The 22,908-nt window shown below is 60.7% G+C and carries 18 protein-coding genes; 7 read left to right on the top strand and 11 right to left on the bottom strand.

Features of this window, described 5'->3' with window-relative positions:
• Position 1: 1 nt before the first annotated feature.
• Together ACWJ62_RS17785 and ACWJ62_RS17780 are read right to left on the bottom strand one after the other, a co-directional pair.
• The gene (locus ACWJ62_RS17785) at positions 2-2,218 is read right to left on the bottom strand and encodes a patatin-like phospholipase family protein (RefSeq protein ID WP_449287396.1); all 2,217 of its coding nucleotides are present in this window, start codon (positions 2,216-2,218) and stop codon (positions 2-4) included.
• 7 nt (positions 2,219-2,225) lie between these two features.
• Positions 2,226-2,831, bottom strand: coding sequence for a hypothetical protein (locus ACWJ62_RS17780; protein ID WP_449287395.1), 606 nt, complete (start codon positions 2,829-2,831; stop codon positions 2,226-2,228).
• Positions 2,832-3,049: 218 nt separating this feature from the next.
• Here ACWJ62_RS17780 and ACWJ62_RS17775 point away from each other — a divergent pair, with 218 nt between their 5' ends.
• Positions 3,050-3,415, top strand: coding sequence for a hypothetical protein (locus ACWJ62_RS17775; RefSeq protein ID WP_449287394.1), 366 nt, complete (start codon positions 3,050-3,052; stop codon positions 3,413-3,415).
• A 12-nt stretch (positions 3,416-3,427) separates the two neighbouring features.
• On the opposite strand, the gene ACWJ62_RS17770 is transcribed toward ACWJ62_RS17775, so the two are convergent.
• On the bottom strand, positions 3,428-6,229 hold the full coding sequence (locus ACWJ62_RS17770) for an ATP-binding protein (RefSeq protein WP_449287393.1): 2,802 nt from the start codon (positions 6,227-6,229) through the stop codon (positions 3,428-3,430).
• Positions 6,230-6,325: 96 nt separating this feature from the next.
• Here ACWJ62_RS17770 and ACWJ62_RS17765 point away from each other — a divergent pair, with 96 nt between their 5' ends.
• A complete protein-coding gene (locus ACWJ62_RS17765) occupies positions 6,326-6,559 on the top strand; it encodes a DUF2789 domain-containing protein (protein WP_069184830.1) in 234 nt (77 codons plus the stop codon).
• On the opposite strand, the gene ACWJ62_RS17760 is transcribed toward ACWJ62_RS17765, so the two are convergent.
• The 7 genes from ACWJ62_RS17760 to ACWJ62_RS17730 all read right to left on the bottom strand — a co-directional run bounded on the left by ACWJ62_RS17760 (position 6,553) and on the right by ACWJ62_RS17730 (position 15,152).
• Complete coding sequence (locus ACWJ62_RS17760) at positions 6,553-8,052, bottom strand: diguanylate cyclase (protein WP_449287392.1); 1,500 nt, start codon at positions 8,050-8,052, stop codon at positions 6,553-6,555. The genes ACWJ62_RS17765 and ACWJ62_RS17760 overlap by 7 nt on opposite strands.
• A gap of 68 nt (positions 8,053-8,120) precedes the next feature.
• Positions 8,121-9,053 (bottom strand): tyrosine recombinase XerC, encoded by a 933-nt coding sequence (xerC, locus tag ACWJ62_RS17755; protein ID WP_449287476.1) that lies wholly within the window; start codon positions 9,051-9,053, stop codon positions 8,121-8,123.
• Positions 9,054-9,081: 28 nt separating this feature from the next.
• A complete protein-coding gene (locus ACWJ62_RS17750; protein WP_449287391.1) occupies positions 9,082-9,828 on the bottom strand; it encodes a DUF484 family protein in 747 nt (248 codons plus the stop codon).
• Between the two features lie 16 nt (positions 9,829-9,844).
• Positions 9,845-10,759 (bottom strand): diaminopimelate epimerase, encoded by a 915-nt coding sequence (dapF, locus tag ACWJ62_RS17745; RefSeq protein ID WP_449287390.1) that lies wholly within the window; start codon positions 10,757-10,759, stop codon positions 9,845-9,847.
• A 14-nt stretch (positions 10,760-10,773) separates the two neighbouring features.
• Positions 10,774-12,024: a diaminopimelate decarboxylase gene (lysA, locus tag ACWJ62_RS17740; RefSeq protein WP_449287389.1), complete on the bottom strand. Its 1,251-nt coding sequence runs from the start codon at positions 12,022-12,024 to the stop codon at positions 10,774-10,776.
• 41 nt (positions 12,025-12,065) lie between these two features.
• Positions 12,066-12,227, bottom strand: a complete 162-nt coding sequence (gene lptM, locus ACWJ62_RS17735; RefSeq protein WP_449287388.1) for an LPS translocon maturation chaperone LptM — start codon at positions 12,225-12,227, stop codon at positions 12,066-12,068.
• A 66-nt stretch (positions 12,228-12,293) separates the two neighbouring features.
• Positions 12,294-15,152: a class I adenylate cyclase gene (locus ACWJ62_RS17730; protein ID WP_449287387.1), complete on the bottom strand. Its 2,859-nt coding sequence runs from the start codon at positions 15,150-15,152 to the stop codon at positions 12,294-12,296.
• 109 nt (positions 15,153-15,261) lie between these two features.
• Between ACWJ62_RS17730 and ACWJ62_RS17725 the strand changes: the two genes are divergently transcribed.
• Entirely contained in the window at positions 15,262-17,706 is a 2,445-nt protein-coding gene (locus ACWJ62_RS17725) for an EAL domain-containing protein (RefSeq protein WP_449287386.1), read from the top strand.
• Between the two features lie 27 nt (positions 17,707-17,733).
• Here ACWJ62_RS17725 and argH read toward each other — a convergent pair whose 3' ends face one another.
• Entirely contained in the window at positions 17,734-19,143 is a 1,410-nt protein-coding gene (argH, locus tag ACWJ62_RS17720) for an argininosuccinate lyase (protein WP_449287385.1), read from the bottom strand.
• A 119-nt stretch (positions 19,144-19,262) separates the two neighbouring features.
• Here argH and ACWJ62_RS17715 point away from each other — a divergent pair, with 119 nt between their 5' ends.
• The 4 genes from ACWJ62_RS17715 (at position 19,263) to ACWJ62_RS17700 (ending at position 22,906) form a co-directional block, all read left to right on the top strand.
• Entirely contained in the window at positions 19,263-20,303 is a 1,041-nt protein-coding gene (locus tag ACWJ62_RS17715) for a sensor histidine kinase (protein WP_449287384.1), read from the top strand.
• A gap of 29 nt (positions 20,304-20,332) precedes the next feature.
• Positions 20,333-21,082, top strand: coding sequence for a LytR/AlgR family response regulator transcription factor (locus ACWJ62_RS17710; protein WP_449287383.1), 750 nt, complete (start codon positions 20,333-20,335; stop codon positions 21,080-21,082).
• Positions 21,083-21,174: 92 nt separating this feature from the next.
• Positions 21,175-22,116, top strand: coding sequence for a hydroxymethylbilane synthase (gene hemC, locus ACWJ62_RS17705; protein WP_449287382.1), 942 nt, complete (start codon positions 21,175-21,177; stop codon positions 22,114-22,116).
• Positions 22,097-22,906: a uroporphyrinogen-III synthase gene (locus ACWJ62_RS17700; protein WP_449287381.1), complete on the top strand. Its 810-nt coding sequence runs from the start codon at positions 22,097-22,099 to the stop codon at positions 22,904-22,906. The genes hemC and ACWJ62_RS17700 overlap by 20 nt, the downstream gene beginning before the upstream one ends.
• Positions 22,907-22,908 lie beyond the last annotated feature (2 nt).

Genomic DNA, 22,908 nt, shown 5'->3' with positions numbered 1-22,908 from the left:
CTCAGTAAAAGAGCTGGGTGAACGAGAAACCAATGTTCAGGTAGGCCGTCCAATTGTCTTCGTTGTTGTAAGCGGCGGCCAGCTGAACGGGGCCGAGGAAGGTGTCCACGCCTGCGAATACGCTGGACGATTTCACCGAGCTGTCCCAGCTCGCAGCATCCAGAGAGGGCCAGGCATTACCCGCCTCGAACCCGGCGCCCACAAACCAGGGCAGCAGGGGGCCGCCAAAGGACTGGCTGGCATAGGCTGAGACCATTAACGCGTTGTCGCCGGTGATCTCACCCGGCGCGTATGCCGATAGCCGGCGGAATCCTCCCAGGCGAACAGCATTTTCAATTCCGGGGGTGCCCCGGGTTACCGCATGGCCGAAGACCAGCCCGGTCAGGGTCAGGCCTTTCCAGCTTCCGGTTCCCAGCGCCAGGCCGGTTATCGAATCGAACTCCCGGTCGGATCCCAGGCCCTCGCGCTCAAAGCGTCCACGTAGGCCGGCAAAACCACCGTCGCGAGGATAGAAAGTATCGTCCAGCGAGTCATGGACCAGCTGCACCGCCAGACCTCCCTGGTGCACCGACCCCTCGGGCGCTACCGGTTGGCCGATCTGCTCGTCAACCGTGGCATAGCCCCGCGCATATATCAGACGAACTTCGGCATTGCCGCCGATCTCCATACCCAGCGCCAGATCCGCTTTCCGGAAGGTCACATCCACCTCCGTAACACGGGTGCCGGCGGCATCAAACAGGCTGAGGGTATCCCGGGAGTACTCGCCACCGAGCACCAGAAACCGCTCATAGCCGTAATCCAGTGGCTGGTACCACTGGCTGCGAACCCAGGGCTCGGTGCCCAGCTGGACACCGGTCTGCCACTCCCCCCCCAGTGCATTGAGCTCGGTCATTCGAAGAGAAGAGGCAAGATTGAACCGGGTTTCCCCGTCAAAGTTGTCCTCATAACTCAGACCGAAAGACAGGTAGTTCGGCCCCCAGCTCTTCTCCTGAACGCGGATGGTCAGAACGGTGCCGTCGGGCGACGACGCCGTCGAATACGACACAATTTCGTAGTAGCCGAGGCCATAAATTCGTTTAAGATCGGCCTCCAGCTGCTCGGTATTCAGAGGTTCGCCGGTTCTCTGTCGGATTCGCTCTTTGAGGAAGTCGCGGGCCAACCGACGACTGTCTTCTATCTCGATGCGTGACACGATGCGCGCACCCGCGTCCCGCGCTGAAACGTTGTCCCGCCACTCGGCCCAGGCCTTGCGGGATAACGCCAGCGGACGCAGTTCGACGCCGTGTTCCCGGGCCGAGCTGGCGCCCAGCTCAAACAGCACCGGCGCATCGTAAAAGTCAGCTGAGGTGTAGCCTTCCAGGTCGGGGCGGATCAGGACATCGTCATCGGCGAGCAGATCCAGCTGCTGGTCGGTGTTTCTCCGGGTCATGATGGTTGTGAGTTGACCGACAACGGAAAACGCGCCCCGGAGCTCGTCGGTTTCCATCAGACTGTCGGTAATATCCACTGCAATGATGATGTCGGCGCCCAACTCCCTGGCAACGCTGATGGGCAGGTTGTTGGCGACGCCCCCATCTACCAGCAACTGGCCATCACGTTCCACCGGCGCGTAAACCCCGGGAATACTCATGCTGGCACGAATCGCCTCGGAAAGATTACCGTCACCGATGACTACCTGCTCACCGGTCTCAAGATCGGTGGCAACAGCCCGGAACGGGATGGGGAGCCGGTCGAAGTCTTCAACCAGGGCGGCGTTGCGGGTCAGCTCGTTGAGGATAAAACCAAGATTCTGCCCGGCAATCAGCCCACCACCGACACGCAGACCATCGGCGCGAACACCGATGCCCGGGACCACCGGAAACCGCCAGTCGTCCTGCTTGCGCCTAACCGGCTTGTAGACCCGGCCGGGGTCGTCACGAAAACTGGAAAGCCAGTCCATCTCGATAAAGCGCTGCTCGATGTCACTGACCGGCATACCGCTGGCGTAAAGGGCACCGACCGCGGAACCCGCGCTGGTGCCCACCACCAGGTCAACGGGAACCCGCATTTCCTCCAGAACCCGCAGCACGCCAACATGGGCCATACCCTTGGCGCCGCCGCCACTGAGAACCAGCCCTACCTTGGGACGCTCCTCAGCGGAAGCCAGTGGTGCCAGGAGAATCATGATGACGGCGATCAGTCGAGGGGCATTCCGGTCCCAGGGGTTCCACTGGCTCACAACTGGGTCATTTCCGCTCCGAGGAGTCGTCGTCCGCCAGTGACAGGTGGGATACGTCAGGTACCATCGGCGGCGGCAGGTCACGTTCGACACCCAGATCACTGCCAGCCGGAGCCAGGCTCCACTCGTCCAGATGCTGAAACATCGGTGGCTCCACTTCGGTCTTCTCTGTCAGGCTGACTCCGACCGGATCCAGACTCAGACCGGAGCCGGAAAGTATCGTGTCCACCTTATCGCCCGCCACCGGCAGACGATCGCCAGGCTCGGTTTCAGGAACCCCACTGCGCTTCTCTTCCGCCGGCAGGGCAGAGGACGCCGGCTGCGGACGGGGCTGACTTGCGGGGGCCGACGGTGCTGGTTGTGGTGCCGCACCTGCGGCAGGCCGGTCGTCAGCCATCGGCTGAACATAAGCCACCATGCCGTGTTTTTTCAGCACCGCCCGGTATTTTTCAGCCTGAACCTCTTCCAGCTTGTTGCGAATAACCACCGGCTGGCCACTGAACATGCGGTCAACCTGACCAAGAGAAGCCTTGAACAGGGTTCTGGCATTGTTGCGCGCCGTTTCCAGATCCGTTCCGGGAACGCATTCCCCTTTAAAGACAAGCTGAAACATGCGTTTTCCTCTCTAAGTCCGTCTTACCCACATCATAGTTGATCGTGCAGCGGACCGGGAGCCCGAAAGCCCGGTCGTCACTGTATCGAGACTGCAAACAATTGAAAAATTAATGTCAGATATCGCGCAAAATGCGACAGACTCTGCAATAATCAACCGTAACCAAACTTTACAATTGGTTACAGACCAACCGGAATGTCACCAGGGAGTGGCCTCCAATGACTATCACACGCTCACTTCGCCTCGCTGTCGCAGCCCTTTTTCTGTCGGCACCGCTTGTCCATGCCGAAAATCTTGACGTACTCATGAGCCAGGTATTTCCGGAAGCCCAGGCGACCTATATCGGGTACGAGAGCGTTGAGCGACAGGATATTCCCGCCAGCGCGGCGGTCGAGCGAAAATACCTGATCGTGGATTTCCGCCTGGCTTCTAACGACATGGCATCTGAACAGCTTCAGGCCAGTGTGCACAAGGTCTGCATGACTCTGCTGAAAGACCGCGACCTTATCCGACAACTCTCGGATTCCGGTTACGACATGGTCTCGGTCGCTTTCGACCGTCGCTCCCAGTTCGATTGCCTGTAACCCACCCGATTCTTACTCTTCGCGGCCGAGCAGTTTCGGGAAGGCCTCAAGAGCACTGTTGACCGCATCCAGGTTGAATGCCTCGACATCAGCAAGCAGCTTCTCCCCGTAACGGGTAACTGAGCGTGACCGGAATCGCTGGCCCCAGGCCAGTACCCGACGGGCAAAGTCTTTCATCTGTTCCGGATCGCCGCTCTCTCTCACAGCTTCCCACTCATCACCAAAATCCGCCGCGAGCTGTTCCCGGAGCCAGCCCCGTTCCTGCATGCTGAGAGTCTGGGCCAGCAGCCGGTCGGATTCCTTGGGAACACCCTCGTCTTCCGCCTGCTCCACCGTCGCCTCAACCCGCGGCAAGGTCACCGTAAAGACCGAACCGGCACCTGGCTCACTCTCAACTTCCAGCTCTCCGCCCATCATACGGGCCAGCTTCCGGCTGATGGCCAGCCCGAGACCGGTTCCACCATAGCGCCGCGTGTTCTGCCCCTCCTGCTGCTCAAAGGCATCGAAAATCCGCTCCACCTGGTCCGGCGGGATGCCGATACCGCTATCGCTGACCGTGACGATCAACTTGTAATACTGGCGCTCCGGCGCTTCCGGGTTCTGTTCTGCTTCTGCCGACCGCTTCTTGAGCGGCTTCGCGGTTGCCCGAACCGTCACACCACCGTCGTGGGTAAACTTGATGGCGTTGCCGACCAGATTGAACAAAACCTGCCGGAGGCGGGTTTCATCCAGCATCATCGCGCCGGGCATTCGCGAGTCGACACTCACTTCCAGGGTGATGCCCTGCTCCCGGGCACGCAGATCAAAAATGTGGCGAACATCGTCCAGGAGACGACGGACCGATACCGCGGAATAGTCCAGCCGCATTTTTCCCGCCTCGATGCGGGACAGGTCCAGAATGTCGTTGATCAACATCAGCAGACTCCGGCTTCCCGCCCGGATGGCGTCCAGATAATTTCGCTGCTGCGGATCGGTAACGCTGTTGCTGAGCAGATCGCTGTAACCGATCACAGCGTTCATCGGCGTTCGTATTTCGTGGGACATATTGGCGAGGAACTCACTCTTGGCAAGGCTGGCGGTCTCCGCCTCCCGGGCCAACCTCTCGGCTTCGAGTTTGGCAGCCCGCAACTCGTCCTCGCTCCGGCGCAGGGCATTCTCTGACCGGATGCGCTCATCCACCTCCCGCGACAGTTTGCGGTTCCAATACAGGAAAATCAGCACCACCAGGATGGCGATCAGCACTACTCGCCGCACCACGGTATAATCGGTCTCCTGCTCGATATCCAGGTGAATCCAGCGGTTGTAGATGGATTCTGTCTCGCTGGCTTCGAGGCTGCCCAGCGCCTTGTTCAGCACCCGATGCAGCTCAGGGCTGTCCTTGCGCACGGCCAGTCGCAGATCGTATTGGTAGGGGGTGATGCTGGTGATCCTGAGGTTTGAAAGCCCCAGCCGGGCCACCGTGTAACTGACCGCCGGAATATGGGTAACCATGACATCCAGATCGCCATTGGACAGTGCCAGAAGCCCCTCCTCCACGGTGTCCATGGGGTAAAGGTCCAGGTTCGGATGGTTGATCAGGAGGTAATCGTGGGCCGCATGCCGGTTCACCACACCCACCCGTTCAGAGCGGAGTTCCCGGAGATCGCCAATAAAGCGACCGTCGTCCCGGATGGCGAGGGCAATCGGTACGGTCAGATAGGCCCGGGTAAATAGAAATGCTTCTTCGGTACGCGGCGTCCGGGACAACCCGGGAAGAATATCCACCTCGCCCGAACGCAGTTTCTCTTCAGCATCCATGCGGCTTCCAGCCACAGAGCGCGTAAAACGCACGTTCAGCTCGGTTTCCAGCCGGGTCAGCAAATCCGGAACCAGGCCGGTGGGCCGGCCATCCTGGGTGTATTCAAACGGTGGCCAGTCCGAGCGAAACGCGACCTTCAGATCCGGATGCTGCTTGAGCCACTCCATATCCGACCCGGACAGTTCCAGGCCACTTCGTTCCAGGGACGGCTGATCGGCCTGAAGCCACGACTGGCGGATGGTACGGTGCTCGTTGTGGCCGATTGCGGCAATAGCCTTGTTCAGCACCTGGTAAAGAAGGTCCCGATCGGTATCCACCCGCAACACCACATCTACCGGGCTGTTATCGAGCAGTACCGACAGGCCGATACCATTCACCATCGCCGACTGGAGGTAATCGGAAACCACTGGCACCGGCGCCAGAAACGCATCGGCCTGCCCAGAAAGAATCTGGCCGACGGCTTCGCTGACGTTGCTGACCGGCACCGGCGTAAACTCCTCGACTGGGTCCAGCATTGGATACTGGTTGGGGTCACCGGCAATAACCGCAATCCGGCTGCCCTCAAGATCGGCAAGGGTCCGGATGGCCGCGTCGCCGGCGCTGACGAACACGCCATAGGTAAGAGACATCAGGGGGTCGGTGAAACGCTTGCCGGGCACCACCGGCATCCCCGGCATTCGAGTGGTCAGCACCGCATCGGTTGCCAGTTCACTCCTGACCGGACCGCTATCCTGCCCGGCTTCCAGGACGATTGGCTCCATGGCGACGCCCAGCTTGTCCGAGAGCCGGGCAAGGTAGTCAATGTAGGTGCCGGCAAGCACACCGTTGCCGGTATCGAAAACCAGCGGCACCTGATCACTGCGAAGACCAATGCGAAACCGGTCCTGCCCTTCCAGCCAGGTCAGCTCCTCTTTGCCAAGCACGGGGGCCGGCGATGCTTGTGGCGGTTCCGCCCGCAGGGGGGATTGAAACAGCGCCAACAGGCAGCATAGTAGAAAGGCAAGGGTAACCTTCACTGGATATCCTTAAGGGTTCCGCTACATTTCAGGGAACAATACCTGCAAACGCCATTGATTTCATTCAGGCAAACGGCCAACGGGAGACGAATATCCATGGACACCAGCAAACACACCCTCAGTACTCTGTTCGAGCAACTAGGCCTGGCGTCCGACGCCAAAAGCATTGAGGATTTTGTCGCCAAGTACTCGCCCCTGCCAAGCGAGGTTGCCATCCAGGATGCTCCCATCTGGTCCGAAAGCCAGTCTCACTTCCTGGAAGAAGGCCTGGAGGAAGACAGCGACTGGGCGGAGGTGATCGACGAGCTGGACGCAATGATGCGTCACTGAACGTCGGCACTGTCGCTGATCATCACCTGATCCCGGCCGGCGTCCTTGGCCTGATAGAGGGCCCGGTCGGCGCGGTCAAACACCGACTCCTCGGTGTCGCCGGCAATGAATCCCGCCAGGCCGGCTGAGAAGGTCACGGTGACCGGCTCGCCGCGGAAGTGGAACGGCAGCTTGCCGACATGCTCCCGCAACTTGTCCACCACTGCTCGCGCGCCTGAAGGCTCGGTTTCCGGGAACAAAACCACGAATTCCTCGCCGCCAAAACGAGCCACAAAGTCCGTGGTGCGCAAGCGATCCCTGAATTCCCTCGCAACCAGCTGCAGCACCCTGTCGCCGGCCTTGTGACCATAGGAGTCGTTGATCCGTTTGAAAAGATCGATATCCAGTACACCGATGGTCAACGGATGGCTGTAGCGTTGCCACCGGTTGTACTCGAATGACAGTCGCTCCTGCCAGGCTTCACGATTGGGCAACTCGGTAAGCAGGTCGGTCATGGCCCGGAGCCGCTCCTTACGGACCTGTTCCTGCATCTGCTCGGAATGGGCCTCCATGGCCGCCACTTTCTCCTGCATGGCCTCAAGCTGCTCGGAGAGCGCACGCTCCCGCTCGGATTCCTGGGTACGGAAACGGCCTACCGCCTGACCAATGGACTCAAGATGACGACTGACCGACTGTTTGAGATCCTGAAGGTCATCGCTCTCCTGCAAACGCTGCCCGACCCGCTCAATCTCCTCACGGATCTCCCGATCAAGGTGCTCTGAGGCATCCAGTCGGCCGGACTGGGCCGAGGACTGGGCCGAGAAGTGCTCCCTCAACAGCTCCAGACGTTCATCGAGACGCTTGAGAAAGGCTTCGAACTCGCGCTTGCTCCGGGTAACCGCAGCGATTACCAGCTCAGCCACGTGGTTCAGGCCTTCGCGCAATTCGTCCCAGTCGTTACTGGCCAGCAGGGATTGCTGCAGTGCCCGGGCCCGGGCTTCGGCTGCGGGTTCAAGAGAAACCTGGGTAAGCATCTGGCCCAGCAGCTGGCCCACACGGCGGGCAATGCGCAACCGCTGGACGTTGTCCTCGATATCCTGTGCATTATCCGGCAGAGACTCCGGCTGCTCGCTGCTTTCTGATAAAGGTTCCGGGCTGGCCTGTTGCTGCTGTTGCTGGGGCTGGGGCTCTTGCTCTGGCTCTCGCGCCAGACGAGAGAAAAAGGAAGGCTTCCTGTCGTTGGCAGACTGACGTTCATCGAGCAGGGCGACCTGACGATCAATCTGATCCTGCAACTCTTTCCAGGCGTCGACATCGACCCGGTTCTTCCGCAGATCCTTGCGGATACGAGCCAGCAAACGATCCAGCTCCGGGGTCTGGCCTTCGGAGGCGAGACTGGTGCGCACCAGCATGCGTTCAAGGGTATTCCGTTCCGCCTTCCACTGCTTTTCCCGGTTATCTGCAGACTCGAGTTCCTGAAGGTATTTTTCCTTCCAGGACTGATCCGATGCCATGGAGCGCTCCCGCCTATCCTTGCTGTACTGTTGATGTTTGAAAAACCCCTAAACGACCCTTGCTGGTCTCAGGAACTCTCGCCACTGGTTTTACCATGATACCGATCGCGTCGTGCTCTGGGATGACTCTGGTCATAAACCCGGGCCAAATGTTGGAAATCAAGATGAGTATAGACCTGGGTCGTGGCAATGTCGGCATGCCCCAACAGTTCCTGTACGGCACGCAGGTCACCACTGGATTCAAGCATGTGGCTGGCAAACGAGTGTCGCAGCAGGTGTGGATGGAGTTTCTGGTCGGCACCGCGGCTGATTCCCCAGCGGCTGAGGCGGGCCTGGATACTTCGGTGGCTGAGTCTTTCGCCCCGCTGACTGACAAACAGTGCAGCCTCACCGACATTGGCCAGCGCCTCTCTGTACGTTAGCCAGGCCTCGATGGCTGCAATGGCTTTTCGTCCGACCGGTAGCAGGCGCTCCTTGCCACCCTTACCCACCACGCGGACTTCACCACTGCGCAGATCGACGGTATCCAGATCCAGGCTTGCCAGCTCCGCCAGCCGCAACCCGGAAGAATACATCAGCTCGAACATGCACAGATCCCGCACTTCCAGGGGATCGTCCGGCTGTCCGTCCAGGAGATGGTTCAGTTGATCCACGTCTGCAACGCGGGGCAGACGGCGGCCACTCTTGGGGGCCCGGATATCCAGCGCCGGATTATCCGACGCCAGTTTCTCCCTGAGCAGGAACTGATAGAAACGGCGGGTCGCCGAGAGATGTCTGGCAATGCTCCGGCCTGACAGCCCCTCCCGGCTGAGCGTCGCCACGTAGCGGCGCAGATCGTGGTTGGTCACCCGTTGCCAGGCAACGAACCCACTGCGGCCCAGCCACTCCGCCAGACGCAGCAGATCGCGCTGGTAGCTGTCGCAGGTTCTTGGCGAATGGCGTTTTTCAGAAGCCAGGTGCCGGATAAACTCCGTCAGCGGCCCGGTCAGCTCGTTGGGCACTGCCGGACGCTCCGGGACCTCTGACACGTTAGCGGGACTCCGTCGCCATGTCGGTGACCGGAGCAGCCGCGGTGTGGCGCTGCACCATGGGCGGCAGCAGGCGGCTGAGTGTGTCGCTGATGTAGCTCAGGAACAGGGAACCCATGCTCTGGTCAAAATAGCCCGGCTGGCAGCTACCGACCGCAAACACGCCCACCAGTTCGTCATGCCTCAGCGGCACCAGAGCTACCGAGGCAATGGGTTCTTCACGGTCCGGGAACAGGAACTCCCGTTCGCTCTCACGGAACTGACCACACACAGCCCGTTCTCCTTCCAGCAAGCTGCCAAGACGCTCACGGGCCGCAGAGGGACTTACCACATGCAAGGCGCCCTGGGAGGCCTCAGGCAACTCAGCATCGGTAAACAACAACACCGAGGCGGCGTCGAGACCGAAATCACCACGGATACTGTCATCAATGGCAGCAGCCATATCGTTCAGCGTCCGGGCTTCAATCACCTGCATCAACAGACGCTTGCTCTTTTCGAACAACCGGTCGTTGTGGCGAGCGATGGACACAAGCTCTACCAACTCCCTGCGCAGGGTGTCCCGCTGCTCCCGGAACAGATGCACCTGGCGTTCGACCAACGAAATGGCCCGGCCACTGTCGTGGGGCAGGGTCAGGCTGCGCAGCAGCTCGTCCTGATCGATGAAGAAATCGGGGTTGGCGCGCAGGTAGTCCGCCACCTCTTCCCGGGTGAGCTCTCCGGCCTTCTGGCGGGCCGTTTGTTCTGTCATGGAGTACTCCTGGCTGTCAGGATCGTTGTTTATGGGGGCGAGCGCTCCTGCGTCGACGACCGCCAGAATCACCCGGCAGCCTCAACTGGCCCTCAAATACGCTGGCTGCAGGCCCCTCCATCATAACAGGGGTCCCTTCACCCTGCCATTCAATGACCAGAGGGCCACCCCGCAATTCCACTTCCACGCGGGCATCCAGCAGGCCTCGCAGGCAGCCGGCCACCACGGCGGCACAGGCACCACTACCGCAGGCCAGGGTCTCGCCCGAGCCACGCTCAAACACCCGCAGGCGGATATGGGTACGATCCAGAATCTGAAGAAACCCGATGTTCGCCCGTGCCGGGAAGCGGGGGTGCCGCTCAAGCTTGGGCCCCAGTGTTTCTACCGGCGCCTGGTCAACATCCTCAACCAGCAGCACTCCATGGGGGTTGCCCATGGACAAGGCGCTCAGCTCCACTGTCTGGCCGTCCACATCTACGGTGTAGACATCCTTTCGACGGTCGGCGGCGAACGGAATAGCCGGCGGATTGAACTCGGGGACGCCCATATTGACCATCACCATGCCTTCCCGGCCGATACGGAGCTCGATCACGCCCTTGGCGGTCTGAACGCGGATGACCTTTTTGTTGGTCAGTCGCTGGTCCCGGACAAACCGGGCGAAGCAGCGCGCACCATTGCCGCACTGCTCCACCTCGGAGCCGTCCGCATTGAAAATTCGGTAGCGGAAATCGACATCCGGCAGCCCGGGCGGCTCCACCACCAGCAACTGATCGAAGCCAATTCCGAAATTCCGGTTGGCCAGTTCGCGGATCATCTCGGGGCGCAGGCGAAAAGGCTGGCTGATAGCATCCACCACCATAAAGTCGTTACCCAGCCCGTGCATCTTGGTAAATCGAAGCATGGGGCCCTGGGTCCGGCGTTGCTGTGTCATCTCCTCGCTCCCGCTCATTCCGAAAGGCAGCTCTCGGGTGCGAGCTGGTCTTCGAGAGTTTCACGGCGACGAACCACATGCACCTGGTCACCGTCGACCATGAGTTCCGGCGGCCGGTTCCGCGTGTTGTAGTTTGAGCTCATGACAAAGCCATAGGCTCCGGCGGAGCGAACCGCCAGCAGATCCCCGGCCTGCAGGCGCAGGTGCCGGTCCTTGCCCAGGAAATCGCCGGTTTCACAGACCGGACCGACCAGGTCCCAGGCTTTTTCCTCACCATCCTGATGCGGCTTGACCGGGATAATCGCCTGCCAGGCGCTGTAAAGGGCCGGCCGGATCAGATCATTCATGGCGGCATCAATGATGGCAAAGTTCCGGTGCTCGGTACACTTCAGGAATTCGACTCTGGTCACCAGGATGCCAGCGTTGGCGGCAATGGATCGACCGGGCTCCAGAATCAGCTCCAGTTTGCGGTCACCCAGGCGTTCGGCCAGCGCCTTCACATAATCCGACGGCTGTGGTGGCTGTTCCTGGTTGTAGGTGACACCCAGACCACCGCCCATATCCAGGTGGTGAATGTGGATGCCCTGCTCCGCCAGGGAATCAATCAGGGCCAGCACCCGGTCCAGTGCGTCGAGGAACGGGGACACGCTCGTCAGCTGTGAGCCGATGTGACAATCCACACCCTTCACGTCGAGGTTCGGCATACCTGCCGCACGGGCATAGACCTGCGGCGCTTCGGCAATATCAATCCCGAACTTGTTCTCTTTCAGACCGGTGGAAATATAGGGATGGGTACCGGCATCAACATCCGGGTTCACCCGCAGAGAGATCGGTGCCTTTACGCCGAGTTCTCCCGCCACAGCATTGAGCCTGTCCAGTTCGGTATCGGATTCGACGTTGAAGCAGCGCACACCCACTTCGAGGGCTCGCTTCATTTCCCACTCCTGCTTGCCAACGCCGGAGAATACCACCCGCGACGGATCACCACCGGCCCGCAGTACCCGCTCCAGCTCACCGGCCGACACGATATCAAAGCCGGCACCAAGCCGTGCAAGAACGTTCAGCACCGCCAGATTGCTGTTGGCTTTAACGGCGTAGCACACCAGATGCGGGTAATCCCGAAGGGCATCATCATAGGCCCGGTAATGACGCTCAAGCGTGGCGCGCGAATACACGTAGGCCGGTGTACCAAAACGATCGGCAATGGCAGATACAGGGATATCCTCGGCGTACAGCTCGCCGTCGCGGTAGTTGAAATGATCCATGAGCTTCCTGATTCGTTTAACGGGGCCGGGAGGCCATAGCGCTAGTCGCTGGTTTCTTTGCGATCGGGCTGTTCCTGGGCCGAATCCGGCCCGGACGTTATCGAAGCGGCCGGACTGTCACGGTACAACGGACCTTTCTGACCGCAACCGCTCACAACCAGAGCCAGCATCAACGTCATGATCGACAGAGTCCACGCTCGCATATCGGCTACCTACCCCTGAGTTCACTATGGGCGCAGTATACCTGACACCCGCCCCGGGCCGCGAGGTCAGCGAGCCCTCGCGAGATGGCGGTTCAGGGAATCTTCCAGCACAGACCGGTAATACAGGTATTGGCTGGTTTGGATATCCTGCTGATACACCCGGGGGTCGAGGTCGTGGGGCAGGTGGACATCGGTCAGGTACACCGGGTAGACCTCTTCGCTATGTCGGAGGGAGCGAATGTAGTGGGCCACCGCCGGAATCAGCTGGTCGCCATATTCCTGGACGCTGAATTCCTGGTCACCACAGAAGATGTCAAAGCGCAGGCGACTGTCGCCCTCGTGGATGCCCACGGCCTGCACCTCAAACCCGGGGAGTGGCAAGCCCGAATCCGACTCCGGCCGGTACTCGGCCCGCCAGGCCCCGTCCCGCCGGACAATCTCGTAGCACTGGACACCTGCCACAACGCCAGCGGAATCGGTATGGCGCAGCAATCGCCGCTCAATCAGGTTATCCAGGAAACGCAGTACCGGCACCAACAAGTGCCGTCGACTGGTCACCGCCTGTTCCCAGCTGAACACCGAACCCAGCTCGTCAACGACCCAGAGCCGGGCCTGATCGCCGAGAATACGATAAAACACCTGGATGTTGTCCGGTTCGCTGGCCAGGCAAACCGCCCGCAAGGCTGGCTCCTCCTGCAACGCGTAGCGATCGAACACCACCGGCAGGTAGCGCTCCTGGGGAAGCGCCAGATGCTCCATCAGCGCCTCAAAGCTGTCGAATGCCACAAACCCCGGTTCCAGGCCGTTGAACTGGAGCAGGAAGTAGCGACGATCCATTTCAATCACATAACGCAGCGGATGCGGGCCGGTACCTCCGGCAAAAAAGGGCCGGAGCACATCGGCAAACAGCTCCTGAACCCGGCGGGCAATGGCAGAGCCATGGCCACGGTTGTGGCAGTGCACCTGAACGGCCGGCAATTCGTCGGGATTGGCTGCCACCGAGGCGAGAACATTCTTCAGGCACTGGATCAGTGTATCGCCCGCTGCGTAATGCTGGAGACTGACTTCATGCCAGCTGTTGAAGGTAATCTGGTCGATACTGATTACCAGATTCTCCCGCCCGCCGCTAAAGCCCAGAGAATCGTGCCGGGAACTGAGCTTGTGAAGCCCTTTTTCCGTGAGGTGGGCCTGAGGGTCAATGCCGACGTTCACCAACAGCAGATTCCTCAATGGCCGGACACCCCGGGACAACGCTTCCCGTTCCGCCGGTGCAATCGGAAATGGCAGGAACGCGGACAGGGCATCGAGCATTTCACGCAACTCGCTGACGGAGGCAATACTGGTGCCCGACCGCACATTCAGTCGCGTCGAGCGGGTCAGCAGACCGTTGCAGTAGCACCAGACCATCAGTTCTGCCAGATTGCCGGAGCGACGGATAACCGGCTGCCAGAAAGCGTCTGCCGGGTCTTCGAGGTCCCGGTACAGCAGCCAGCCGTCGGCGTCGCCGCCCTGCTCCGACTGATGATGAAATGCCAGGTTTTCCTCCGCCAGCGACGGAGCCAGTCCCGGATTGATCTGCTCGATCTTGCCCGCCTTGCGCTGAAACGCTGCATAAAGCTTGCGGCCCAGCAGGTTGATATCGTTCGCGCTGATGGCGGCGCGTTGGCCATGCTCCCTGGCCATTTTCGACAGCAGGCGGTAACCGTGGGTCAATTCGTTGACGATGGTGCGGCGCAGGGTGGTGACATCCTCTGCCCGCCAGCGTTGACGATCATCCAGCTCCGCCAGCGTGGTTTCGCTCCAGCCCCAACCTGTCACCAACTGGCGCAGCAGGCGGGCACGCCACTGCTCACCGGAGACCTCGGACCGCGTCAGTGGCAAACCGGCTTTCAGATACAGGCTCCGACGAATCAGGTCCAGCCTCGACGCCACTTCCGGCCCGGCCAGCCAGCCCTCCAGCCGATTGTAGAGCATCACGTAAGGGTCTAGACGGTCGGCATCGGTTTCGCCGCGGAAAACGGCTCGCTTGAACTGGCTGGACAACAGAGCCTCACCGGTGGTCCGCGCATAACATTCGATCAGAAGCAGTTTCAGAATCGACTTCCAGGGCGCATCAATCCCCTTGTACAACTGCCAGACTCCCGCACCAAGGAATTCTTCCTCGGGAATCGCCGGCACCGGACCAAAGTCGATATAGTCCTCGGCGCGCACAAACCGGTAATCCACCAGCTTGCGCATGCAGTCATCGTAGGTCTCTTCTCGCTCCGCAGGAATCAGCCACCACATGGGCCAGGCACCGGCAAGGTGGATGCTGGTCCGGTAGAACTCGTCCAGCAGCAGGAAATGCTGGGCACTGCCACAGTTCTCGCCGGTCACCTCCACCCGCTGCCGACCGGCACGCCAGTCCGAGGCACAGAAGACGAATACGTGCAGTTCGACACCGAAGGATTCCGCCCAGCGGGCCAGCTTCGCGGCCTTGCGCTCGAGACAGCGGATGCCCCGTTCCGGCAGGTCACTGCGGTGGCAAAGCCAGACGTCGAGGTCACTGGCCACGGAATGACCAAGGGTTCCCGGGCTGCCCATCAGGAACATGGCGTCCAGATCCGGTTTGCGCTTGCCTTCATCCTTCAGCGAAAAGGTCCTTGCCAGGCGACGAGCCGCATTGATTGTGGCCGGTGACGGCTGGTAATTGCTCAGGCCATAGGGGCAATCGCTGTCCAGGTAGCCAGGCAGGGCCGGATGGTTGAGATGAAAAACCAGAGGCAGAATCTCCAGCACCATTTGCTGGCGATAGGACAGGGCCGAATGGGCACGATTCCAGCGCTGCTGATTGACCAGCAGAAACCGGTCCCTCAGACGATGGAGGGTCTTGCGATCTATTCCCTCCTCAAAGTCGAGGGAAATCGGGGCAACGTGGGCGGTCAAGGCGGCTCCGCAGAGAGGTTCTTTTCAGGATCAGTATGAGTATGATGTCGGCATCGTGGCAAAACCTTTAAAAAAATAAAAGCTGCAGGACACGCGAGGCTCACCCGCTGTGAAAGAATTCATCATTCGCCGCTACCGTTCGGACCAGTCCCCGACCTCCGAGCGACAGACCGTTTTACGCATCGACGATGAAGGAAAAGTACTGTTCGCTGATCACTGGGCCGAGGCTGTACTTGGCTATGAGAGCAGTGAACTGGAAGGCCAGCCAGTGCACCGGATCCTGGCATCACGCCAGGACGACCCCTTTGCACCGGCAAACCGCCACCGGATCGAGCGTGGTCAGAATGTTCTGGTGACCTTCCGGCACAAGGAAGGTTTCTTCTACACCGCCTGCCTGAGCCTGAGACTCGACGTACGGGATTCCGACAAGGCAGCGACTGCCACGATAGCCCTGTGCGACAGCTCAAGCAGGGATCCTCGTCTGTTGCGAGCAGCCGAGAGCAGTGCCGGTTTCGGGATCTGGGAACTGGACACCCGCACGAATGAAATGACCTGGACCGAGGGTATGTTCCAGCTTCTCGAGCTGCGACCGGGCGCCGAAATCACTCCCGAACAGGCGCTTTTCTACTGCCAGACCGGCCAGGCCAGAGTCCGGGCCATGTTCCGGCGCTGCCTCCGAACCGGAGAAGCGCTTTCCATCAATCTCGACATTGTCACTTCGCAACAGAATCAACAGCGGGTGACGCTAAGTTGTCGGGCCCTGAAACAGGGCGGCCGGATTACGGGGCTCGGCGGCACCCTGGTGGACCGGACCGCCGATATGAAACTCGACAGGGCTCGCCAGCACGCAAACACCATGCTCGCAGCGATCAGCAGCGCCACCTCCGATCTGATTGTGGCGGTGGATCTCTCGTTCAACCTGCTCCACTTCAATGACGCCTGGGCGAGACAGTTTGCCGAAACCTTTGGCGGGCGCCCGGAGGCCGGCGACAATCTGAGCGACCTGCTTCAGGAGTTCCCGAACGAACGCAGGCTGATGGAACGGCTCTGGCACCGGGCCTTCGAACGTGACAACTTCGTGGTCGAGATGCCCATGGCCCAGCAGTCGCGCCAGTTACCGGTGCATGAGTTCCATTACCAGCGCCTGACCAACGACCAGGGCGAAATCACCGGTGCGGTGCACGTGGCCCGTCGCATTGAGCCCAGGTTGAACCACGCCTCCAGCGAGGAATACCGGATACGTCACGATCCGGTTACCGGCCTGATGAATCGCAAGGCATTCATCGCCCGGGTACTCAGGACCCTGGAGCAGAAAACCCATAGGGAATTCTGTGACAGCCTGCTCTACCTGGATCTTGATGAATTCGAACGCTTTAACGATCTTGCCGGTAGCGGCACCTGCGACCGCTTTCTCCGGGAACTGGCCGGCAACCTCGGCGTGCGCGTCCGGCAGCGTGACGCCCTCGCCCGCCTGGCTGGCGACACCTTCGCCCTGCTGATCGAGAACTGCCCGGAAGCGCGGGCCCGCAAGATTGCCCAGGAAACCCTTGATCTGATCGGCGACTTTATCTTCGACTGGCAGGGCCATAGCCTCCAGACCACCGCATCGGGCGGCCTGTTGATCCTGGACAACGACGTCCCCGCAGATCCGGAGCAGCTTCTGGGCCAGGCAGCGGACCTGTGCCACACCGCCAAAACCTCAGGACGCAACCGGGTTCACGCGGCCAGGGCCATTGCCAACCCGACCGACGATTCGATCGCCAGCAAACGGGTCGAGCAGATCCGAGAAGCGCTGGACAAACAATCGCTGATTCTCGAATACCAGGCCATGAGACCGGTGGCCAGCCCCACCTGGGGCGATCACATCGAAATCCTCTGCCGGATCCCAACAACATCGGATGATGAGGCGACACTCCTGCCCGACGATTTCCTGCCCATTGCGGAACGGTTTGACCTGGCAAAACGTCTGGATCGGCAGGTGATCCGGCAAACTCTGGACTGGTTGGGCAACCAGCCCTTGCTGGAACCGCGATTGAAGTACTGTGGATTTAACCTCTCGCTGGCAACTGTGCTGGATGACACCTTCGCCGACTTCATGGCCGATGCCCTGAACCAATCCCCATTTGCTCCCGACTGTTTCTGCCTGGAAATCCGCGAGGCCCATGCCACCCAGTATCCCGACGACGTGGCCGTACTCTGCGATGCCCTGCATCAAGCAGGCTTCCGCATTGCCCTGGACGGTGCCGGCGCATCGGTGGAAAGCTACAGCCTGGCGGCGAGGTTACCAGTGGATATCATCAAACTGGACCGGAGAATGGTTCAGCAGCTGGAGGAGGACCCAGTGCAGCAGGTGATGCTGGAGGCGCTGCACCGGATTGCTGAGGCCGCCGGCAAAGTGACGGTGGCCACGTTTATCGAAAGCGATGATGCTCTTCGCAAGGTCCGGACTCTGGGCATTCACTACGGACAGGGCTACCGGCTATGCCGACCTGAGCCACTGGACGAACTCACGCCGGCGGCGGTGGACCTGGCTACGGGGCGAATTGGCGGTTAACCGTTTCGCCCCGCTGAGTGCTCCGGGTCAGCCCAGCTGGTTGCGGGCCCGACCGACCGCCGCACGCACCTGATCCGGCGCTGTGCCACCGAGATGATCACGCGCCTGGACCGAACCTTCCAGGGTCAGCACATCAAAGACATCGGCACCGATATGATCGGAGAACTGCTGCAGCTCTTCGAGGGTCATATCAGACAGATCACGACCTTCAGCCACACCGAACGCCACGGACTTGCCCACGATCTCGTGGGCGTCCCGGAACGGCACGCCTTTCTTGACCAGGTAATCCGCCAGATCGGTGGCGGTCGAGAAACCGCGCTTGGCTGCCACTCTCATGTTATCGGCCTTGGCTCGAATGGCCGGAATCATATCGGCATAGGCCTTCAGGCAGCCCTTGATGGTATCAACCGTGTCGAACAGTGGTTCCTTGTCTTCCTGATTGTCCTTGTTGTAGGCCAGCGGCTGGCTCTTCATCAGGGTCAGCAGGCTGATCAGGTGGCCGTTAACACGCCCGGTCTTGCCCCGAACCAGCTCCGGCACATCCGGATTCTTTTTCTGGGGCATGATGGACGAGCCGGTGCAAAAGCGGTCGGGCAGATCAATGAAATCGAACTGGGCGGACGTCCAGAGCACCAGCTCCTCGCTGAACCGTGACAGATGCGTCATCAGCAGCGCACCAAAGCTGCAGAACTCGATGGCAAAGTCCCGGTCGCTGACGGAATCCAGACTGTTCTCGCTGGGCCGGTCAAAACCCAGCAGCCTGGCGGTCATTGCCCGATCGATGGGATAGGTGGTACCGGCCAGTGCCGCCGCACCCAGGGGCATCACGTTGACCCGCTTGCGGCAATCCTGCAGACGCTCGGCGTCCCGCACCAGCATCTCATACCAGGCCAGCAGGTGGTGCCCGAAGGTTACCGGCTGGGCGGTTTGCAGGTGGGTGAAGCCAGGCATAATGGTATCCGCTTCACGCTCGGCCAGGTCCAACAGGCCGGCTTGCAGGCGCTTCAGTTCCTCGGCAATGACGTCGATCTCGTCCCGCAGGTACAAACGGATATCGGTGGCCACCTGGTCGTTGCGGCTACGGCCTGTGTGCAGTTTCTTGCCGGTGATGCCGATACGGTCGGTCAGACGCGCCTCGATGTTCATGTGCACATCTTCAAGACTGACGGACCACTGGAACTTGCCGGCCTCAATGTCCGCCTTGACCCCTTTCAGGCCTTCGATGATCTGATCCCGCTCCTCAGTGGTGAGTACACCAACTTCGGCCAGCATGGTGGCATGGGCGATGGAACCGGTGATGTCGTGATGGTACAGGCGCTGGTCAAATCCCACAGATGCGGTAAATTTCTCAACAAAAGCATCGGTAGGTTCACTGAAGCGTCCGCCCCAGGGTTTTTCAGAGCTTGTGGTCTGGTCAGACTTTTTCTGATCCGTCATGGTCTATCTTTCCTGCTGACAGCCCGGCATCATCTGGCGGGAACTGGGTACATTGAACGTGGCGGGAGTATACCATTCTGACCCGGGTAAAGGAGACACCCCGTAACGGGGACAAAGGTGTGACAGCGAGCGAGTTCTTCGTTCCGGACCTGTGCCGGGTAAGAGCCGTATTCCTGTTGCTGGTAACCAGTGAACTGCTGGTTCTCGTGCTGGCTATCGTGCAGGCGGATCGAGGCTGGATCGACTGGAATTACTTCGGACTGCTGTCGCTGTTCGTGCAGTGGACCACCCTCACCAGTGCTGCCCTAATCTGTCTCCTCCGGTCCAGGCTCAGCCGGATGTCAGTCTCCGGCGCCACAACCGCCATTGTGGCCATTGTGCTGCTGGATGTGCTGGCGTTCAGCCTGTTTGCCGACAGCGTACTGCACCCCCAGGCTGGCGTGGCAGTCTGGCAGGGCGTGGCCAAGAAAATGCTGCTGGCCTTGCTGATCGTGCTCATGGTGCTGCGCTATTTTTACCTGCAACATCAGTGGCAACAGCAGCGGGAGGCGGAAATGCAGGCGCATCTGGCATCGCTTCAGGCTCGCATACAGCCCCACTTCCTGTTCAACAGCATGAACACCATTGCCAGCCTGATTGCGGTCAACCCGGAACGGGCGGAAGAGGCGGTGCTGGACCTGTCGGAACTGTTTCGCGCCAGCCTTCGCACCGGCGATCAGTTGATCCCGCTGTCCAGGGAACTGGAATTGTGCCAGCGCTACCTGGCCATCGAAGCACTGCGTCTCGGCGACCGCCTGAAGCTGGAATGGCAGATTGAGGACGGCCTCGAGCAACAGGCAATTCCCCCGCTCACTCTGCAGCCACTGGTAGAAAACGCCATCTACCACGGCATTCAGCCCCGCCCGGACGGGGGCACCGTGCGAATTGAGGCCCAGGCCAAAGGCAACTTTGTCTACCTGCTGGTGCAGAACCCGAAGCCGGACCAGAATAATCAGCAACACGACGGCAACCGTATGGCGCTGGCCAACATACAGGCGCGGCTCCAGGCGCTCTTCGGCGAACCGGCGGTCTTGAAACACAGCCACCAGAACGATGTGTATACCGTTACCCTCAGGCTGCCCCGGCAAAAGGCCAGCGAACACAAAGCCCGCAAGGCATGAATCCATGAGCAAGCGAATTGAGGCCAGTCATGACTGATACCCGCAGTGTCCTGATCGCCGACGACGAACCCCTGGCCCGGGAGCGCATCCGCCGGCTGGTGGAAGCGCTCCCGGGCTATAGGGTCTGTGGCGACGCTGCAGACGGCGACAGCTCTCTGAAACAGGTCGCGGAACTTGAGCCGGACATTTTGCTGCTGGACATCCGCATGCCGGGCATGGATGGCATGGAGGCCGCCAGCCGCCTGAGTCAGCTCGCAAATCCACCCGCCCTGATTTTCTGCACCGCGTACGACCATTACGCCATCCAGGCGTTCGACGTTCAGGCCATCGCCTACCTGCTCAAACCGGTTCGCAAGGAGGCCTTGGCGGATGCCCTTGCGAGGGCCGGCAGGGTCAACCGGGTGCAGCTGCAGACTCTGAGCGGACAGACGGGCCAGAGCCAGGAGCAGCTGGCGGTGCGCACCCACCGGGGCACCGAGCTGATTGATCTGTCGGAAATCCTCTACTGCGAGGCAGATCAGAAATACGTCACCATTCATCATGCTCGGGGTGAGACCGTGTGTGACTATACCCTGAAGGAGCTGGAAAACAGTTACCCGAGCACTCTGCTAAGAATCCATCGGAACACTCTGGTGGGCGCGCGCTTTATCCAGGGGCTGAAACGGACGCCGGATGGCCACAACCTGGTCGTGCTAAAGGATGGTGAGGGTGAGCTTCCGGTCAGCCGCCGTCACGCCAGCAGCGTTCGCCAGCGGCTACAGGAGCACCAGCCAGGCTGACTCCGCAGCACTCCCAAAGGTGGTAGCCACGGGACTTTTATGCCGCCACAAGGTAACCTTGGCGGACATTTTTCGAACCGACAGTGAGTGTCATGTCCAAACGTACCCTTCGCATTGCAACCCGCAGCAGCGCACTGGCGCTGTGGCAGGCGGAATTCATCAAGGCCGAGCTGGAAAGGCTGCACGACAACATCACCGTGGAACTGGTCAAGATCAAGACCCAGGGTGACAAGATCCTGGACGTGCCACTGGCCAAAATTGGCGGCAAGGGCCTGTTCGTCAAGGAACTGGAAGAAGCCATGCTGGACGGTCGGGCCGATCTGGCGGTCCACTCCATGAAGGACGTGCCCATGGAATTTCCGGAAGGGCTTGGGCTGGTCGCTATCTGCGAGCGGGAAGACCCGACCGACGCCTTCGTCAGCAATCGTTACGACAACGTTGACGCCCTGCCCCATGGTGCCGTAGTCGGCACCGCGAGCCTGCGCCGGGAGGCTCAGCTTCGGGCCTACCGGCCGGACCTGGAGATTCGCGTGCTGCGCGGCAACGTCAACACCCGGCTGGCCAAGCTTGATGCCGGCGAATACGAAGCCATTGTGCTGGCCAGCTCCGGGCTTAAGCGCCTGGGCTTTCACGAGCGCATCCGCTACTGCCTGCCCGACACGGTGTCGCTGCCGGCGGTCGGCCAGGGCGCCCTGGGCATTGAATGCCGGGTCGATGACGAGGATCTGCTAGCCATGCTTGAACCCCTGAAACATAAAGACACCTGGGATCGCGTCACCGCCGAAAGAGCTCTGAACCGTCGGCTGGAGGGCGGTTGTCAGGTGCCAATCGCGGCGTACGCGCTTCTTGAGGACGACGATACAATCTGGCTGCGGGGCCTGGTAGGCGCGGTTGATGGCACCCAGATTTTCCGGGTCGAAGGCCGCGCGCCAAGGGCGGAAGGCGAACGTCTGGGCCGCGAACTGGCCGAGGACCTGCTCGCTCTCGGGGCCGACAAGGTGCTGGCTGAAATCTATGGCCATACACCAACCTGAGCCTGATCTGGTTGGTCGGCGGATCCTGATCTGCCGACCCGAACCCGAGGCCTCCCGGCTGGCCAGCCGGTTTCGTTCAGCCGGTGCCGATGTACATATCCTGCCGCTGATTAACCGGGAACCTCTGCCGGAAACGCCCGAGCGCCGCACACTCATCCTCAGCCTGGATGAATTTTCCCATGTGATCGCGGTCAGCCCGTTTGCCGCCCGACTGCTGCTGGAAGAGGTGGACACCTGGTGGCCCCAGGTGCCTATGGGCATCCGCTGGTATGGCGTTGGTGCCGGCACCGCAGCCGTGCTTGCGGAACACGGTCTCAGCCCGCGGCGGCCGCCCGAGGGCTGGACCAGCGAGGCGCTGCTGGCACTGCCGTCACTACAAAACCTCCAGGATGAGCGGGTTCTGCTCGCTCGCGGGGAAACCGGACGCGAACTGATCCGCGAAACCCTTGAAGCCCGGGGCGCCCGCGTTACTCTGCTGCCCCTGTATCGTCGCTTTCGCCCTGAACACGCGCCGGAGCGGATCCGGGCCACCCTCGATACCTTTGCTCCGGAGGCCATCGTCGCCCTGTCGGGCGAAACCTTGAACAATCTCATCGCACTATGTGCGAATAGCGGCCATAATCTATACGATAGGTTATTGATTGTTCCCGCAGATCGGGTTGCCGAACAGGCCCGGGCAGCGGGATTCCGAAATCCGTGTATACCAGGAAGCCTTGCCGATAACGACATCGTGGCCACGGTTGCAGCGCAACTTGCCGGCCGGGACGGTGGCTCCGGAAAAGCCAAGTAAGG

The organism is Marinobacter sp. PE14, from assembly GCF_053566155.1.
This window is presented reverse-complemented; position numbering and strand designations above follow the sequence as displayed.